Raw genomic sequence first — 15,603 nt, 5'->3', positions numbered from 1 at the left:
CCGCCCTACGATCCCGTCATGGCCGCCCCACGCCGTGACACCCGAGGCATCGTCGACGCCGCGGAGCTCTTCGCGCGCGTCCACTTCCGCCGCCGCGAACCCGCCGAGCCGCTCCGCCCCTACCTGGAGCACTACTGGCTGATCGACTGGGACCTACCCGAGCCGTACGCCTCCCACGTGGTCCCGCACCCGTCCGTGAACGTCGTCTTCCAGAGGTTCGCGGGTCAGGACCCCCTCGGCTTCGGCGAGGTGGCCGGCATCGGCCTCGACCTGTTCACACAGAAACTGGAGGGCCGGGGACGGGTGTGCGGGATCCAGTTCCGCCCGGGGGGCTTCCGTCCCTTCGCGCCGGGACGGGCCCTGACGTCACTCACGGGCGAGCGAATCCCACTCCACATGGTGTTTCCCTCGGTGGACGCCGCCACGGTCCCCTCCGTCCTCGACCCCGCCGACGAGGACACACGCGTGGCCGCGCTCGACGCGTTCCTCCTGGGTCTCGGTCCGCGCCCGGATCCCCAGGCCGACCTCGCCATGGCCCTGGTGGACCGCATCCGGGGCGACCGCACCATCCGGCACGTCGGCGACTTCGCACGCGCCGAGGGGATGACCGTACGGGCCCTGCAACGCCTCTTCGCCGCGTACGTCGGCGTCGGCCCGAAGTGGATCATCCTGCGCTACCGGATCCACGAGGCCCTGTCCCGCGCGGAGGCCGCCGGCCCGGTCGACTGGGCCGCCCTCGCCGCCGACCTCGGCTACGCCGACCAGGCCCACCTCGTCCGCGACTTCACAGCGACGGTGGGAGTACCCCCCCACCACCTACGCAACCACCACCCACTGACCCGGCTCCGATCGCGGGTGGGCCGGGGCGCAGCCCCGCCCCCAAGGGCGCGGGGAGCTGCGCCAAGCCCCCACCCACCCGCAGCCGACAAACCCACCCGGGGGGGGTCTGGGGGCGGAGCCCCCACGCATCACCCAGTCATCACCGCGTGGTGGTCGTGGTGATCGTGTCGCGGAGCCAGCGTTGCGCGGCGTCGTCGTCCAGGCGCGGGTGCCAGGACATCGCACAGCTCATCGGGCCGATCTCGGTCGGTGCCGGGATGACGGCGGTGGTCCCTGGCGACGCGTGCCGGATCGCGAAGCTCCTCGGCAGAGTCGCCATCAGCGAGGTTCCCGGCACCGCGGCGGCTGCCGCCGCGTGGTAGGGCACGGTCACGCTCGCTCGCCTCGGGCTGCCCAGCAGTTCAAGACACCGGTCGACGTGCCCCTGCCGTCCGTCAGCGACGTCCACCACGATGTGCGCGCACTCCAGATAGTCCCGCAGCGACACGGCAGGGCGTTGCGCGAGCGGGTGGTGGCTGGAGACCAGACAGGCGTAGTCCTCCTCGAACAGCACCTGCGAGCGCAGCGGCGGCGGAGCCGAACCGCCGTGGACGAGCAGGTCCACCATGCCGTGCTCGGCGTCGCTGAAGACGGCATGGTGCCAGCGCGAGAAGAGCACGGTCGAGCCCGGTGACTGCTCGAACACTCGGGCGAGCAGCACCCCGCTGAGCGCGGAGACCGTGTAGTCGGTTCCGGCCAGGCGGAACGAACGCGCCGCTGTCGCAGGATCGAACACCTCGCCGGAGAAGACGTGTTCGAGTCTTGGCAGTGCGTGCTCCAGTTCGGCCTGGATCCGCTCGGCACGAGGGGTGAGCCGGTATCCGCCAGGCCCGCGCACGAGCAGTTCGTCGCCGAGGGTGGCGCGCAGGCGCTGGAGAGCCCGGCTCATCGAGGGCTGGCTCATGTGCAGCCGGTCCGCCGCGCGGGAGACGTGCCGCTCCTCGAGCAGCGCGTGCAGCGGCGCCAGCAGGTTCAGGTCCACCGAATCTATACGTGGCACGCATACACCGTATGCAACATATGGCATTGCCGCATAGTCCCTGGATACAGAAGGCTGAGGGCATGAGTAAAGAGCAGCGCGAAGCGCTCGACACCCTCTTCCGCAACGGCCCGCTCCACATCGGCGGCGACCATGTGCAACAGCGCGAGACCTTCACCCGGATGCTCACTTCCCGGCCGCTTCCCGAGGACGTGGCGCTCACCCCCGGCCGACTGGGCGAGGTCCCGGTACTGGAGATCGGCATCGACGGCGTCACCCCGGAAGGCACGCTGCTGTGGTTCCACGGCGGCTTCTACGTGTTCGGCTCGGCGCGCACCTCGGCAGGTCTGGCCTCGAACGTCGCCCGCCGGACCCGGACGAGGGTGATCCTGGTCGACTACCGGCTCGCGCCCGAGCACCCGTTCCCGGCCGCGCCGGACGACGCCCTGGCCGCCTACCGGGCCCTGCTCGGCGAGACCGGAAGCGGCAACCCGGCGCGGATCGCCGTGGTCGGCGAGTCAGCCGGTGCCGGCCTCGCCGGGGCCCTGCTGGTGCGTGCGTGTGAGCAGAACCTACCGATGCCGGCCGCCGGCGTGCTCTTCTCGCCGTACGCGGACCTGACGCTGAGCGGCGCGAGCATGACGACCAAGATCGCGGTCGACCCGTCGTTCACCCCCGATGCCATCGCGGTCCGGGCCAAGGACTACACAGGTGCCGCGGACCCCGCGGATCCGCTGATCAGCCCGGTGTTCGCGAACCTGCGTGGCCTGCCGCCGCTGCTGATCCAGGCCGGGTCGAACGAGCTGCTGCTCGACGACGCGGTCAGGCTCGCGGCGCGCGCGGCCGCGGACGACGTCCCGGTCACACTCGAGGTCACCCCGGGCGTCCCGCACCTGTTCCAGGCTTTCGCCGCGCTGCTCGACGAAGGCGAGGCCGCGCTCGGGCGGGTGACCGAGTTCCTGCACACGGCATTCGCCATCCCGCCCCGGGCACAGACCACAGCTCGACCTCACCACCGACCACGTTGAGCCGAACGGATGACGGGCAGAAGCACCCAGGACTTCGAGATCACCCCAGGGCCCCTCCGGGCACCCCACGGACTCGTTCGGGCACCCCACGGACTCGTTCAGGCACCCCACGGACTCAGGGGATCAGGACCAACCGCCCCCGCAGCCCGCCCCCGGCCAGCCGCGCGTGCGCCTTCCCCGCCTCCCCCAGCCCGTAGGTGTCGGCGACCCGGGTCGTGAGCACCCCCTCGTCGACGAGCGCCACCAGCTCCGCGAGACGCGCCCCGTCGGCGCTCACCTCCACCGAGTCCGTCCGCACCCCCCGTACGGACGCCGGATGCGTCCCCGGGATGACGCCCACGAACGCCCCGCCGTCCCGCACCCACTCCAACGCCGCCGCGCCGAGAATCGCCGCGTCCAGCACCCCGTCCACCCCGTCCACGCCGCCCGGCGCGAAGTGGGCCGCCCCCAGCGACCGTACGAGCTCCTCGTCGCTCTCGCGGGCCACCCCCGTCACCACGAGACCCCGGTGGGCGGCGAGTTGGACGGCGTATCCGCCGACCGCCCCCGCCGCACCCGTCACCGCCAGGCTCTGCCCGGGCTCCAGGGCCAGCAGGTCCAGGGCCTGGGCCGCGGTCAGGGCGTTGAGGGGCAGGGAGGCCGCGTGGACGGGGTCCACCGAGCTCGGCGCCCCGGCCACCGCGTCCGCGTCCACGACCACGTAGTCGGCGTGCGTGCCAAGGGACTTGACCGCCCCGTACGACAGCGCCACCACCTCGTCCCCGACCCTCCACCCCGCGTCCGCGCCCACCGCGTCCACCGTCCCGGCGACGTCCCAGCCCAGTCCGAGCCGCCGCCCCGCGCCCCCGAAGCCGCCCGCGCGCACCCCGGCGTCGACCGGATTGAGCGCGGCGGCCGCGACCTTGATCCGTATCTGCCGGGCCCCCGGCTCCGGCACCTCGACCTCCGCGATCTCCACCGCTTCCGGCCCACCGAACTCCGTCACGACCACTGCCCGCATGTCAGCTCTCCCTGTTTCCCGCGCCTGGCGCATCGATTCGCCTGATTCACCCGGGTTTCTCTCCCGCTGCAACAACCCTAGGAAGAGTTACTCTCTTTCGGTAAGTAGGCACCTGAAGGTGCGTACATCACCCGGAGGTGAGTCATGGCGACCACGACCGCGGCGCAGCGGCGCGCGCAGGCGCGGATCGAGTACGACGCGTTCATCCGCAGCTGCCCCACCAACCAGCTCCTCGACCGCATCAGCGACAAGTGGGTCAGCCTGGTCGTCAGCGCGCTCGCCCAGGCGGACGAGGCGTCGATGCGCTACAGCGACCTGGGCCGCAAGCTCGCGGGGATCAGCCCCAAGATGCTGACGCAGACGCTGCGTTCGCTGGAGCGCGACGGCATCCTGGTCCGCACGGTGACCCCGTCCGTGCCCGTCCGCGTCGACTACGAACTGACCCCCCTCGGCACCAGCCTCGCCGGACTGCTCTCCGCCGTGAAGGACTGGGCGGAACTGCACATCGAGGAGGTCAACGAGGCGCGGGAGCGTTACGACGACGACGGCGACGGCAACGCCTCGTCCGAAGGCTCCGCAGGCTCCGGACGGTCCTCGTCGGCCTCCTGAAAGTCCCCCTCCCGCAGGCGGGCGATCTGCTCCGCGCTCAGATCCACCGTGCGGCGCATGTGCCCGATGACCAGGGCGAGTTCGTCGTCCGCCAGCTCGTCGAAGAGCGCGTACCAGCCGCCGCCCAGCCGGTCCCGCACCCGCGTCGCCGAACCGGTGGTCAGACCGGTCAGCTCCGCGATCCGGCCGGTCGTCGCCGGCCCGCCCTAGAACACGTACGAGTCCCCGGTGTCCAGCGCCAGCACCCGCTCCTGGTCGTTGCCGTGATCGCGGTCGACCGCACCGCCGCCCCACACCGTGTCGATCTCCAGCGTCACCTCCGACGGCTCCCCCCGCAGCCGTACCTGCAGCCGGATCTGGTCCCCCAGCCCGTCCGCCGCCAGCGGCCCCGTACGGCACACCACCACCCGTTGGCCCGAACGCGCGCATGCGCCGGGCAGCCGCTGCACATCCGCGAGCGGGGCCGACCAGCGCAGCCGGACCGTCGCGTCCTCGACGGCACTCGGGCCCTGGTTCCGCGGGGTCAGCCGCACGTCGACGAGCCCCGCCGCCATGGACACCGAGCCGTGATAGGCGAGATCGGCCTCGGGAGCGAGGGCCCCGACGGACGACGCCCCGCCCAGCGTCAGAGCCGCACCCGCACCCACCACACCCACGCACGGCACCCACGCACCGATCCCCGTCCCCCGCCGCATCCGCAGCCGCAGCCGCATCTCCATCATCCGCATGGCGTCGCTTCCTTCGCTCCGGGCCCGCACGCACGCACGCTCACGTGATCACCCGATGTATGCCACCCCTGACCGTCGACAGGCGCCGTCCATCAGGTGACGGAAGCGGCGGATACGGCCCGTGCGAGAGTGACGGCATGCTGATCGTCCGCTCCGCCGCCCTCTTCGTCGTCGCCGCGCTCTTCGAGATCGGCGGCGCCTGGCTGGTCTGGCAGGGCGTGCGCGAGCACCGCGGCTGGCTCTGGATCGGCGCCGGCGTCATGGCGCTCGGCGTCTACGGCTTCGTGGCGACGCTCCAGCCGGACGCCGAGTTCGGCCGCATCCTCGCCGCGTACGGCGGAGTGTTCGTGGCCGGCTCCCTCGTCTGGGGCATGGTCGCGGACGGCTACCGCCCCGACCGCTGGGACGTGACCGGCGCCCTCATCTGCCTCGCCGGCATGGCCGTGATCATGTACGCGCCGCGCGGCGGCAACTGAGCCCACGGCCCCGCGGACGCCGCCCGCCTGCCTATCCTGACGAGGACCGACCACATCACGTACGCCAGATAGTCACGCACTAGGAGCAGCCCATGACGTCCGCCGTGCCCTCCGCCTCCTCCCGCATCGCCGTCGTCACCGGCGCGAGCAGCGGCATCGGCGCGGCGACGGCCCGGCAGCTCGCCGCGGCCGGCTACCGCGTCGTGCTGACCGCCCGCCGCAAGGACCGCATCGAGGCACTGGCCGAGGAGATCAACGCGACGGGCCACCAGGCGACCGCGTACGCGCTGGACGTCACGGACCGCGCGGCGGTCGACGAGTTCGCCGGCGCCTTCAAGACGATCGGCGTCCTGGTCAACAACGCGGGCGGCGCGCTGGGCGCCGACCCGGTCGCGACCGGCGACCCGGCCGAATGGCGCCAGATGTACGAGACGAACGTCATCGGCACGCTGAACATCACCCAGGCCCTGCTCCCGGCGCTCACCGCGAGCGGCGACGGCACGGTCGTCGTGCTGTCGTCGACGGCGGGGCACGGCACGTACGAGGGCGGCGCGGGCTATGTCGCCGCCAAACACGCCGAACACGTCCTCGCCGAGACCCTCCGCCTGGAGATCGTCGGAACGCCGGTCCGGGTCATCGAGGTCGCGCCCGGCATGGTCAAGACGGACGAGTTCGCGCTGACCCGCTTCGGCGGCGACACGGAGAAGGCGGCCAAGGTCTACGCGGGCGTGGCCGAGCCACTGACCGCCGACGACGTCGCCGACACCATCACCTGGGCCGTCACCCGCCCCAGCCACGTCAACATCGACCTCCTCGTCGTACGCCCCCGCGCCCAGGCGTCGAACACCAAGGTCCACCGGGAACTGTGATGCCGGACGGGATGCCGAACGAGACACCGGGCGAAGCGCTGACAGAGCCCTCCGCGGAGCGCCGCCACCTCGCCGCGGAGAAGAAGAACCAGCGCTACGTCTGGTGGTACCTCGCGTACTTCCTCTTCGGCATCCACATCGTGGCCTTCGTCATGATCTACGCGGTGACCCACGCGAAGTGATCGCGGCAGCCGTACGTCCGCCGTACGCTGCCACGATGTGAACGGACACGATGTGAACAGACACATACCCTTCGCCCGCCTGCACAACGTCCGCGACCTGGGCGGATACACCACCGCGGACGGCCGTACGGTCCGCCGGTCGCGCCTGTACCGCGCGGACTCGCTCGGCAAACTGACCCCCGGGACGCAGGACTGGGACCTCTTCCTCTCCCTCGGCATCCGCACGGTCGTGGACCTCCGCTACCCCTGGGAGATCGAGGCGAAGGGCCGTGTCCCCGAGCACCCCTCCCTCACGTACCACAACCAGAGCATCGAGCACCGCCCGTACGACCAGGCGGCACTGCCCCCTTCCGTCGCCCCCGGCCCCTACCTGGCGGCCCGCTACGCGGAGGTCGCCGAGGACGGCACCAAGGAAATCCGCGAGACACTGCAACTGGTCGGGGCAGCGGCCGAATCGGACACCCCCCTGGTCTTCCACTGCGCCTCGGGCAAAGACCGCACGGGCCTGGTGGCGGCGCTGGTCCTGTCTCTCCTGGGCGTCCCCGAGCAGACGATCACCGACGACTTCACCCTCACGGAACGTGCCACGCCCCTGCTGGTCGCGGACTGGCGCGCCAACAACCCCGACCGCGAACTCCAGTGGCCGGCCTACGGCACGGCACCCGCCGAGATCATGACCCGGTTCCTGTCGACGATGAACTCCCGCTACGGCTCGATCCAGTCCTACGTCACGGAGACCCTGGGCCTGGACGCCACCTTCACCGCGGCCCTCCGCGCGACCCTCCTCGAACCGGCCTCTCCCCTCACCTACCGCCAGGCGACCGAGGCCGACATCCCCACCCTGGTCCGCCTCCGCGACGAGGCGGCCCACTGGCAGCTCTCCCAAGGCATCGACCAGTGGAAGCCCGGCCAACTCACCGAACCCCACTTCCGCACCCGCCTGACGGAGGGCGAAGTCTGGCTGGCCCTCCTGGACGACCAGGTGGCGGGCGCCTGGGAACTCTGGTGGGACGACCCGGCCGCCTGGGGTCCCCAACCCCCCACCGCCGCCTACATCCACCGCCTGATGACCGACCGCCGCGTGGCCCCGCCCGGCGTCGGCCGCCACCTGCTCGCGGAAGCGGAACGCCGCATCGCCGCCTCCGGCCGCACCCTCTGCCGCCTGGACTGCCTCTCCACCAACCCCCGCCTACGGGAGTACTACCAGGCAGCCGGCTACACGGTCGTGGGCGAACAGACCGCCAAGGACGGCGGCCTGGGCACCCCGTACGCGGTGACCCTCCTGGAGAAGCACCTCCGCTGACTCACAAGGGTGAACCGCATAGATCGCCCATACGAAAGCAGAACTCCCGATCTAGGCTCGCGCCACAACATCAAAAACGACGGCCCCCGGCCGGGATAGCCGTCCCGGCCGGGGGCCTGACCACACAGGAAGGCCAACTTCCTCATGGCTGAACGCGAGCCTAACGCGCACCAATTCACGCTGAACGACGTCCTCGGCACCGGCACGGCGGAGTTCATGGACCTGGAAATCCCTGAGTACGCCTACATGTTCGGATTTTTACAGGCCGACGGGCATCTCTCCCCGCAGTCAAGGCAGCGAGGGCGACTGACCGTCGAGATCAACGTGCGGGATATCGACCTCTTGCGCAAATTCCAGGGACTGACGCCATACAAAAGCAGCATTACCGAACGCACCCGGTCCACGAACTTCGCCGAGACCAGTCATCATGGCCGACCAGTGCTCCTACGCGGAGGAGATCACAGGCGCCGAACGCAGGCTACGACGCAACCAACGCGACGCCCTCTACAACATCATGTACATCACCGAGGCAGCGCAAAATCTGGCTGCGCACCTCTACTATCCGGGCTGCCTGTCCTTGAAGCGTAAGCAGACAACCGCAGAGGGCGTTGCGGCATGGACTCGCCCAGCCGGCTCCAAGCCCAGGCCACCGCGCATCGAGTGGACCCACGAAATGGACCGGATCCTGCTCGCCGCCCCGACCATTGCCCACGCAGCAGCCGAATTGGGCTACTCCTGGAGCGCCTGCCAGGTTCGCCGCTGGAAGCTGCTACACGCGCAGTAGGGCTGCCGGACCAACCGGTTCACGATGGGCGCGGCGAGTGTCCGCCGCGCGCATCGCCGCTTCTAGCCCTTCACGCAGACGACCTGCTTCAGCTTCGCAACGACCTCAACGAGGTCGCTCTGCTGCTCGATGACCTGCTCGATCGGCTTGTACGCGCCCGGGATCTCGTCCACGACGCCGGAGTCCTTGCGGCACTCGACGCCCTGCGTCTGCTCCTCCAGGTCCCGGGTCGAGAACCGGCGCTTCGCCGCGTTGCGGCTCATGCGCCGGCCCGCGCCGTGCGACGCGGAGTTGAAGGCCTTCTCGTTGCCGAGGCCCTTCACGATGTACGAACCCGTGCCCATCGAGCCCGGAATGATGCCGAACTCTCCGGCTCGGGCACTGATGGCCCCCTTGCGCGTGACAAGCAGGTCCATGCCCTCGTAGCGCTCACGGCTCACATAGTTGTGATGGCAACTGACCTCCGGCTCGAAGGTCACTCTCGCCTTCCTGAACTCCTTACGCACCACGTCCTTGAGAAGCGCCACCATGAGCGTTCGGTTGTACTTCGCGTACTCCTGCGCCCAGTAGAGGTCGTTCTGGTACGCCGCCATCTGCGGGGTGTCCGCGACGAAGACCGCGAGGTCACGGTCGACCAGCCCCTGGTTGTGCGGGAGCTTCTGGGCGACGCCGATGTGGTACTCGGCCAGCTCCTTGCCGATGTTGCGCGAACCGGAGTGCAGCATCAGCCAGACGGAACCGGTCGTATCTGTGCAGATTTCGATGAAATGATTGCCCGATCCGAGCGTTCCTATCTGCTTAGTGGCACGTTCCTGACGGAATTTGACCGCTTCGGCGATGCCATCGAACCGCCCCCAGAAGTCGTCCCACCCACTCGTCGCCAGCCCATGGAAGCCGCCCGGCTCGACCGGGGAGTCGTGCATCCCCCGCCCCACCGGAATCGCCTCCTCGATCTTCGACCGAAGCCGCGAAAGATCCCCCGGCAGATCATTGGCCGTGAGCGACGTCCTGACCGCGGACATCCCGCACCCGATGTCGACCCCCACCGCCGCCGGACACACCGCGTCGCGCATGGCGATGACCGAGCCGACCGTCGCGCCCTTGCCGTAGTGGACGTCCGGCATGACGGCGAGGCCCTTGATCCACGGGAGGGTGGCCACGTTCTGGAGCTGGCGCAGGGCCACGTCCTCGACCGACGCCGGGTCCGTCCACATGCGGATGGGTACCTTGGCGCCCGGTATCTCTACGTACGACATAACATCCTCACTCCCCCGACAAGCGACAAAAGTCATAGAACGCAAAACCTGCGCCAAGGTCGACGTATGGGACAACGGACCGGCGTCCACGGCTGTGCGTGCGATACACATTGTCTGCAGGGGCCGCCCCCGCGCGGCAACCGAATAACCACAGGACAGCACCACAGAGCTCCCGGCCACAGGCCCCGGGAGCCGTCGAGAGGAGCCCGACCGTGCAGCGGAAGGCGTACGTCCCCGGCATCGCCGCGCTCCTCGCGGCCCTGCTGGCCGGCTGCACCGGAGGTTCGGCGAACAACGGCACGGCGGCCGACCCCAAGCCGGGCGACGTCAGCACGAACACCCCGGCCGCCCAGCCGGGCAAGTACCGCACGCTCCCGGAGGCCTGCGCCGCGGTGAGTCACGACAGCCTCGACTCCCTGCTGCCCGGCATCAAGCAGATCACCGACCAGGACCAGCGCGACAAGGTGTACGAGGGCCAGGCCACCCTCACCTACGACACCGACCGCCGCGTCGGCTGCGGCTGGAAGGTGGACTCCACGGACGCCACCGACCATCTCAACGTCGACTTCGAGCGCGTGGTCTCCTACGACAACGCGGTGAGCGACGACTCCCGCGCCCAGGACATCTACGCGACCGAGGAGACCGCGGCGAACCTCCCCGAGCCCTCCGCTTCGGCCACGCCGTCCGACACCGGTTCCGCCACCGCCACCCCCTCGGCGACCCCCTCCACGCCCGCCTCCTCGGCCACCTCCTCCGCCTCCGCTTCGGCCTCCGCCGGCGCGAGCGACACCCCCGCCGACCTCCAGCCCCGCAAGCTCAGCGGCCTGGGCGAGGAGGCGTTCCTCAACGACAAGCTCAACTCCACGTCTTCGACGGCTCAGCAGCGCACCGTGACTGTGGTGTTCCGCACGTCCAACGTGATCGTGAGGATCGAGTACGCCGAGCAGCCGACCGCTTCCACCGGTACCCCGGACAGCAAAGAAATGCAGGACAAGGCCCGGAATCTGGCGCAGAAGCTCGTCGACCGGTTCAACGGCTGACGGGTCCGCCGGGGCGCGGGGGCACCCCACGCGAACCCCTCGAACAGGAAACGCATCGCTGCCTCACCGCGTACCGTGGCCCCTCGGACCCGACCGGTCGCACCTGCCATGTGCGATCGCACCACGAGCGCCACGAGTGAAGGAACCATGCACCGACCAGCACAGCGAGTAGGCCGAGCCCCGCGACTCACCCGCATCCTTGTCAGCGCAGCCGCCGTCCCGGTGGTGCTCGCCGCCGCCGGTTGTTCCTCGGACTCCGGCTCCGGCTCGGGATCGGGTTCGAGCGCCGACAACGCCGCCCAGAAGGGCACCGCCGCGACCTCGTCCGCGTCCCCGAGCACCTCCGCGGACGCCGTCAAGCCGGCCGCGTACGCGACGCTGCCGGCCCCTTGCTCGGTGTTCTCGAAGAACACACTGGGCGAACTCGCCCCAAAGGGTGTGAAGTCCGCCAAGTCGGGCAAGTCGGACGACGCGAAGGACCGCAGCAGCTGCTCCTGGAACAGCCTCGACAACAAGGGCGTCAAGGGTTCCCAGTTCCGCTGGCTGAACGTCTCCCTGCTGCGTTTCGACTCGGACGCGACCCGCGGCGAGGGCAACCAGCTCGCGCAGACCTACTACGACAAGCAGGTCAAGGACGCGCAGACGGTGACCGGCGCGACGGGCGCCCGGTCGGAGCCGGTCTCCGGGATCGGCGACGCGTCGACGGCGGTGCGCTACGGCCTGAAGAAGAAGGAAGGCTCCTTCAAGCAGCAGACGGTCGTGACGCGCGTCGAGAACGTCGTCATCACGCTCGACTACAACGGCGCCGGTCTCGCCGGTGACAAGGCCCCCAGCGCGGACGACCTGACGAAGGCCGCGGAGAAGGCCGCCAAGGAGGCGGTGGCCGCGGTGGCCTCCGCGAACCAGGACGGCAGCCGGGCGACCACCGCCCCGTCGCAGTCGGCCTCCCCCTCCAAGTCGGCTTCCCCGTCGGCGTCGGCCGGCTCCAAGCCCTCGGCCTCGGCGTCGGCCACCAAGAAGAACTGACCATCGAGAAGTACTGACATTCAACGGGTTTCGGCGCGCAACTCGCCTGCCCAGCAGGGCATTTGACGGAGCCCGGTCGCCTCGCGGGCCGGGCTCCTGCCATACCGGCCGCCCGTGCGCCGTACACATGTGCCACCCTGTTGCGCGCAACAACACGCAAGAAGAGGGGAGTACGGGTGTCCGCGCCAATCCAGCTCACACGAATGCACCGGATTCTCATCGGTGTGGTCGTCGCCGGTGCGCTCGTCATCGCGGGAATCGGCTTCGCGGGTTCCTACGCGGCCGTGCGCGAGCTGGCTCTCAAGAAGGGCTTCGGGAACTTCGCGTACGTCTTCCCGATCGGCATCGACGCGGGCATCTGCGTCCTGCTCGCCCTGGACCTCCTGCTGACCTGGATCCGCATCCCCTTCCCGCTGCTGCGCCAGACGGCGTGGCTGCTGACGGTCGCGACGATCGCGTTCAACGGCGCGGCGGCCTGGCCGGACCCGCTGGGCGTCGGCATGCACGCCGTCATCCCGGTCCTGTTCGTGGTCTCCGTCGAGGCGGCCCGGCACGCGATCGGCCGGATCGCGGACATCACCGCCGACAAGCACATGGAGGGCGTCCGCCTCACCCGCTGGATGCTCTCGCCGGTCCCCACCTTCCTCCTGTGGCGCCGTATGAAGCTGTGGGAGCTGCGCTCCTACGAGCAGGTCATCAAGCTGGAGCAGGAACGTCTCGTCTACCAGGCCCGCCTGCGCTCCCGCTTCGGCCGCGCCTGGCGCCGCAAGGCCCCGGTGGAGTCGCTGATGCCGCTGCGCCTGGCCCGCTACGGCGTGCCGCTCGCCGAGACCGCCCCCTCCGGCCTGGCGGCGGCGGGCATCGAGCCGGCCCTCCTGCCCCCGGCGCCTGTCCAGGTGGCGACGCCCGCCCCCGCCGCCCCCGAGCACCGGGAGCTGGAGCCCTCCCCGGCCCCCGTACGACAGCCCCAGCCGCCGTACATGCAGGAGGCACAGGCTCCGGAGCCGGACTCCAGCCCCTGGTTCGCGTCCCCGGCCCCCCAGGAGATCGTCTACGAGGGCGGCTACGACCCGGAGTACGTCCCCGAGGAGCAGTACCAGCAGTGGTACGAGGAGCAGCAGGCGCAGGCCTACGAGCCCGGCCCGGAGGAGACCGGCACCTTCCCGATCCCGGCGGGCCCCGGCCGCACGCGTCAGCTGGGTGAGGGCGTCGCCCAGGAGCAGCAGGAGTACCAGGAGTACCCGGAGCAGCTGCCCATCCCCGCCCCGCGGGAGGAGCAGTCGCCGCTCGCCAACGAGAAGGCCCGCGAGGAGAGCTTCTACCAGGTGTTCCGTCAGTCGATCATGCCCGGCCAGGGCCTGCCCACGAAGGGTGAGTTCGGCGGCAACGTCGAGGCCACGTATGGCGTGACCCTGACCGACAGCGAGCTGAGGCGCTACATGAACCGCTTCCAGAACCGTTTCAACACGGAGCTGGAGGAGGACCACATCGCGTAGGCACGGACGCGCGTACGCCGAACAGACGCGCGTACGAGGAAGGGGGCGCCCGGTGATCACCGGGCGCCCCCTTCCTCGTACAGCCGAAGGCCTTACGCGGCGAGCAGCTTGCGCACCCGGTCCTGGCCGACCGCGAGCAGCAGCGTGGGCAGGCGCGGGCCGGTGTCACGCCCGACCAGCAGGTGGTACAGCAGCGCGAAGAACGTGCGCTGGGCGACCTTGATCTCCGGCGGGAGCTCCTTGGCGGTGGCGTCGGCGGGGAAGCCGGCCTGGACCTTGGGGACGCCGTAGACGAGGTGGGTGAGGCCGTCCAGGGACCAGTTCTGCTCCAGCCCGTCGAGGAGCAGTCGCAGCGACTCGCGGCCCTGGTCGTCGAGCGACTTGAGCAGTTCGACGTCGGGCTCGTCGCGCACGACGGTGCGCTCCTCGGCCGGCACCTGGGTGTTGATCCAGGTCTCGGCCTTGTCGAGCCGGGGCCGGACCTCGTCCAGGGAGGCGAGCGGGTTCTCGGGGTCGAGCTCGCTCAGGATCCGCAGGGTCTGGTCCTCGGCGCCGGCGGTGATGTCGGCGACGGAGGCGAGGGTGCGGTACGGCATCGGGCGGGGGGTCCTGGGCAGCTCCCCGGAGGCGGTGCCGATCGCGCGCGCGTACGCGGCGGCGTCGGCCGGGAGGACCGAGCCGTCGGTGACCTTGCCCGCGAGCTTGTCCCACTCGTCGTACAGCCGCTGGATCTCCTGATCGAAGGCGATCTTGAACGACTGGTTGGGACGGCGGCGGGCGTACAGCCAGCGCAGCAGCTGCGGTTCCATGATCTGGAGCGCGTCGGCCGGGGTGGGCACCCCGCCCTTGCTGCTGGACATCTTGGCCATGCCGGAGATGCCGACGAACGCGTACATGGGCCCGATCGGCTGCTTGCCGCCGAAGATGCCCACGATCTGGCCGCCCACCTGGAAGGAGGACCCCGGGGAGGAGTGGTCGACCCCGCTCGGCTCGAAGATGACGCCCTCGTAGGCCCAGCGCATGGGCCAGTCGACCTTCCAGACCAGCTTGCCGCGGTTGAACTCGCTCAGCCGGACGGTCTCGGAGAAGCCGCAGGCGGAGCAGGTGTAGGCCAGCTCGGTGGTCTCGTCGTCGTACGAGGTGACGGTGGTGAGGTCCTTCTCGCACTGCCCGCAGTAGGGCTTGTACGGGTAGTACCCGGCGACCGAGCTGCCGTCGTCCTCGGCGGCGGCGCCGGAGCCTTCGGCGGCTTCGAGCTCGGCCTCGTCGACCGGCTTCTGGCCCTGCTGCTTCTTCGCGGGGCCCTTCTTGGTCCGGTACTGGTCGAGGATCGCGTCGATGTCACCGCGGTGCTTCATGGCGAACAGCACCTGGTCGCGGTAGACGCCGGAGGTGTACTGCTCGGTCTGGCTGATCCCGTCGTACTCGACGCCGAGCTCGGCCAGTGCCTCGACCATCGCGGCCTTGAAGTGCTCGGCCCAGTTCGCGTACTCCGAGCCCTTGGGGGCGGGGACGGAGGTCAGCGGCTTGCCGATGTGCTCGGCCCAGGACTCGTCGATGCCGGGGACGCCGGCCGGGACCTTGCGGTAGCGGTCGTAGTCGTCCCAGGAGAGCAGGTGGCGCACGGTGTGCCCGCGGCGGCGGATCTCGTCGGCGACCAGGTGCGGGGTCATGACCTCGCGGAGGTTGCCGAGGTGGATCGGGCCGGAGGGGGAGAGCCCGGACGCGACGACCACAGGTTTGCCCGGGGCCCGACGCTCCGATTCCTCGATGACCTCGTCCGCGAAACGGGAGACCCAGTCGGTGGTCTCGGTGCTCTGAGCCACGATCGGCACGTCCTTCTTTCTCATACGCCAGTACGGCTGACCGCACCATTCTCCCAGCTCGGGCCTGAACCGCGAAAACGGCTTTTCACCGCATGGGATACTGGCTTTCCTGTACTCAGAAA

15 protein-coding genes and 2 pseudogenes are annotated in these 15,603 nt (G+C 70.1%); 11 read left to right on the top strand and 6 right to left on the bottom strand.

What is annotated here, in order from left to right:
* Positions 1–18: 18 nt before the first annotated feature.
* Positions 19–810 (top strand): annotated as a pseudogene (locus tag ACFZDJ_RS31655) (DUF6597 domain-containing transcriptional factor); the annotation flags it as partial.
* A gap of 169 nt (positions 811–979) precedes the next feature.
* On the opposite strand, the gene ACFZDJ_RS31650 reads toward ACFZDJ_RS31655, so the two are convergent.
* Positions 980–1,879 (bottom strand): LysR substrate-binding domain-containing protein, encoded by a 900-nt coding sequence (locus ACFZDJ_RS31650; protein ID WP_391063931.1) that lies wholly within the window; start codon positions 1,877–1,879, stop codon positions 980–982.
* Positions 1,880–1,941: 62 nt separating this feature from the next.
* Between ACFZDJ_RS31650 and ACFZDJ_RS31645 the strand changes: the two genes are divergently transcribed.
* Positions 1,942–2,886 (top strand): alpha/beta hydrolase fold domain-containing protein, encoded by a 945-nt coding sequence (locus ACFZDJ_RS31645; protein ID WP_391063928.1) that lies wholly within the window; start codon positions 1,942–1,944, stop codon positions 2,884–2,886.
* 115 nt (positions 2,887–3,001) lie between these two features.
* On the opposite strand, the gene ACFZDJ_RS31640 is transcribed toward ACFZDJ_RS31645, so the two are convergent.
* The gene (locus tag ACFZDJ_RS31640; RefSeq protein ID WP_391063925.1) at positions 3,002–3,886 is read right to left on the bottom strand and encodes a zinc-binding dehydrogenase; all 885 of its coding nucleotides are present in this window, start codon (positions 3,884–3,886) and stop codon (positions 3,002–3,004) included.
* 144 nt (positions 3,887–4,030) lie between these two features.
* Between ACFZDJ_RS31640 and ACFZDJ_RS31635 the strand changes: the two genes are divergently transcribed.
* On the top strand, positions 4,031–4,495 hold the full coding sequence (locus ACFZDJ_RS31635; RefSeq protein WP_391063922.1) for a winged helix-turn-helix transcriptional regulator: 465 nt from the start codon (positions 4,031–4,033) through the stop codon (positions 4,493–4,495).
* Here ACFZDJ_RS31635 and ACFZDJ_RS31630 read toward each other — a convergent pair.
* Positions 4,420–4,698, bottom strand: a pseudogene (locus ACFZDJ_RS31630) (MarR family transcriptional regulator); the annotation flags it as partial. The gene ACFZDJ_RS31635 and the pseudogene ACFZDJ_RS31630 overlap by 76 nt on opposite strands.
* Positions 4,699–4,701: 3 nt before the next feature.
* Positions 4,702–5,217, bottom strand: a complete 516-nt coding sequence (locus ACFZDJ_RS31625) for a hypothetical protein (RefSeq protein ID WP_390935040.1) — start codon at positions 5,215–5,217, stop codon at positions 4,702–4,704.
* Positions 5,218–5,360: 143 nt separating this feature from the next.
* Here ACFZDJ_RS31625 and ACFZDJ_RS31620 point away from each other — a divergent pair, with 143 nt between their 5' ends.
* From ACFZDJ_RS31620 to ACFZDJ_RS31600, 5 genes are all read left to right on the top strand, one after another.
* Entirely contained in the window at positions 5,361–5,699 is a 339-nt protein-coding gene (locus ACFZDJ_RS31620) for a YnfA family protein (RefSeq protein WP_054228002.1), read from the top strand.
* 92 nt (positions 5,700–5,791) lie between these two features.
* Complete coding sequence (locus ACFZDJ_RS31615; protein WP_095853240.1) at positions 5,792–6,568, top strand: SDR family NAD(P)-dependent oxidoreductase; 777 nt, start codon at positions 5,792–5,794, stop codon at positions 6,566–6,568.
* An 11-nt stretch (positions 6,569–6,579) separates the two neighbouring features.
* The gene (locus ACFZDJ_RS31610; RefSeq protein ID WP_384907278.1) at positions 6,580–6,750 is read left to right on the top strand and encodes a hypothetical protein; all 171 of its coding nucleotides are present in this window, start codon (positions 6,580–6,582) and stop codon (positions 6,748–6,750) included.
* A gap of 52 nt (positions 6,751–6,802) precedes the next feature.
* Entirely contained in the window at positions 6,803–8,053 is a 1,251-nt protein-coding gene (locus tag ACFZDJ_RS31605; RefSeq protein ID WP_391063920.1) for a GNAT family N-acetyltransferase, read from the top strand.
* Positions 8,054–8,480: 427 nt separating this feature from the next.
* Complete coding sequence (locus ACFZDJ_RS31600) at positions 8,481–8,837, top strand: hypothetical protein (protein ID WP_391063917.1); 357 nt, start codon at positions 8,481–8,483, stop codon at positions 8,835–8,837.
* A gap of 62 nt (positions 8,838–8,899) precedes the next feature.
* On the opposite strand, the gene ACFZDJ_RS31595 is transcribed toward ACFZDJ_RS31600, so the two are convergent.
* The gene (locus ACFZDJ_RS31595) at positions 8,900–10,093 is read right to left on the bottom strand and encodes an RtcB family protein (RefSeq protein ID WP_390934838.1); all 1,194 of its coding nucleotides are present in this window, start codon (positions 10,091–10,093) and stop codon (positions 8,900–8,902) included.
* A 212-nt stretch (positions 10,094–10,305) separates the two neighbouring features.
* Between ACFZDJ_RS31595 and ACFZDJ_RS31590 the strand changes: the two genes are divergently transcribed.
* The 3 genes from ACFZDJ_RS31590 to ACFZDJ_RS31580 all read left to right on the top strand — a co-directional run bounded on the left by ACFZDJ_RS31590 (position 10,306) and on the right by ACFZDJ_RS31580 (position 13,655).
* Positions 10,306–11,133, top strand: coding sequence for a DUF3558 domain-containing protein (locus ACFZDJ_RS31590; protein ID WP_391063914.1), 828 nt, complete (start codon positions 10,306–10,308; stop codon positions 11,131–11,133).
* A 147-nt stretch (positions 11,134–11,280) separates the two neighbouring features.
* Entirely contained in the window at positions 11,281–12,159 is an 879-nt protein-coding gene (locus tag ACFZDJ_RS31585; RefSeq protein ID WP_391063911.1) for a DUF3558 domain-containing protein, read from the top strand.
* 176 nt (positions 12,160–12,335) lie between these two features.
* Entirely contained in the window at positions 12,336–13,655 is a 1,320-nt protein-coding gene (locus ACFZDJ_RS31580; protein ID WP_391063908.1) for a DUF2637 domain-containing protein, read from the top strand.
* Between the two features lie 92 nt (positions 13,656–13,747).
* Here ACFZDJ_RS31580 and lysS read toward each other — a convergent pair whose 3' ends face one another.
* A complete protein-coding gene (gene lysS, locus ACFZDJ_RS31575) occupies positions 13,748–15,490 on the bottom strand; it encodes a lysine--tRNA ligase (RefSeq protein ID WP_390934834.1) in 1,743 nt (580 codons plus the stop codon).
* Positions 15,491–15,603: the final 113 nt, after the last annotated feature.

It is taken from the genome of Streptomyces sp. NPDC007896, from assembly GCF_042959425.1.
In the GTDB taxonomy this organism is placed as follows: domain Bacteria; phylum Actinomycetota; class Actinomycetes; order Streptomycetales; family Streptomycetaceae; genus Streptomyces.
The sequence above is the reverse complement of the archived record's forward strand: the minus strand, read 5'-3'. Positions and strand labels throughout refer to the sequence as shown.

What these genes read in the sequence shown, in the direction of transcription:
- ACFZDJ_RS31620 (WP_054228002.1), top strand. Translation starts at nt 5,361, where the DNA reads ATGCTGATCGTCCGCTCCGCCGCCCTCTTCGTCGTCGCCGCGCTCTTC.
- ACFZDJ_RS31615 (WP_095853240.1), top strand. Translation starts at nt 5,792, where the DNA reads ATGACGTCCGCCGTGCCCTCCGCCTCCTCCCGCATCGCCGTCGTCACC.
- ACFZDJ_RS31610 (WP_384907278.1), top strand. Translation starts at nt 6,580, where the DNA reads ATGCCGAACGAGACACCGGGCGAAGCGCTGACAGAGCCCTCCGCGGAG.
- ACFZDJ_RS31595 (WP_390934838.1), bottom strand. Translation starts at nt 10,093, where the DNA reads ATGTCGTACGTAGAGATACCGGGCGCCAAGGTACCCATCCGCATGTGG.
- ACFZDJ_RS31645 (WP_391063928.1), top strand. Translation starts at nt 1,942, where the DNA reads ATGAGTAAAGAGCAGCGCGAAGCGCTCGACACCCTCTTCCGCAACGGC.
- ACFZDJ_RS31600 (WP_391063917.1), top strand. Translation starts at nt 8,481, where the DNA reads ATGGCCGACCAGTGCTCCTACGCGGAGGAGATCACAGGCGCCGAACGC.
- ACFZDJ_RS31585 (WP_391063911.1), top strand. Translation starts at nt 11,281, where the DNA reads ATGCACCGACCAGCACAGCGAGTAGGCCGAGCCCCGCGACTCACCCGC.
- ACFZDJ_RS31635 (WP_391063922.1), top strand. Translation starts at nt 4,031, where the DNA reads ATGGCGACCACGACCGCGGCGCAGCGGCGCGCGCAGGCGCGGATCGAG.
- ACFZDJ_RS31640 (WP_391063925.1), bottom strand. Translation starts at nt 3,886, where the DNA reads ATGCGGGCAGTGGTCGTGACGGAGTTCGGTGGGCCGGAAGCGGTGGAG.
- ACFZDJ_RS31625 (WP_390935040.1), bottom strand. Translation starts at nt 5,217, where the DNA reads ATGATGGAGATGCGGCTGCGGCTGCGGATGCGGCGGGGGACGGGGATC.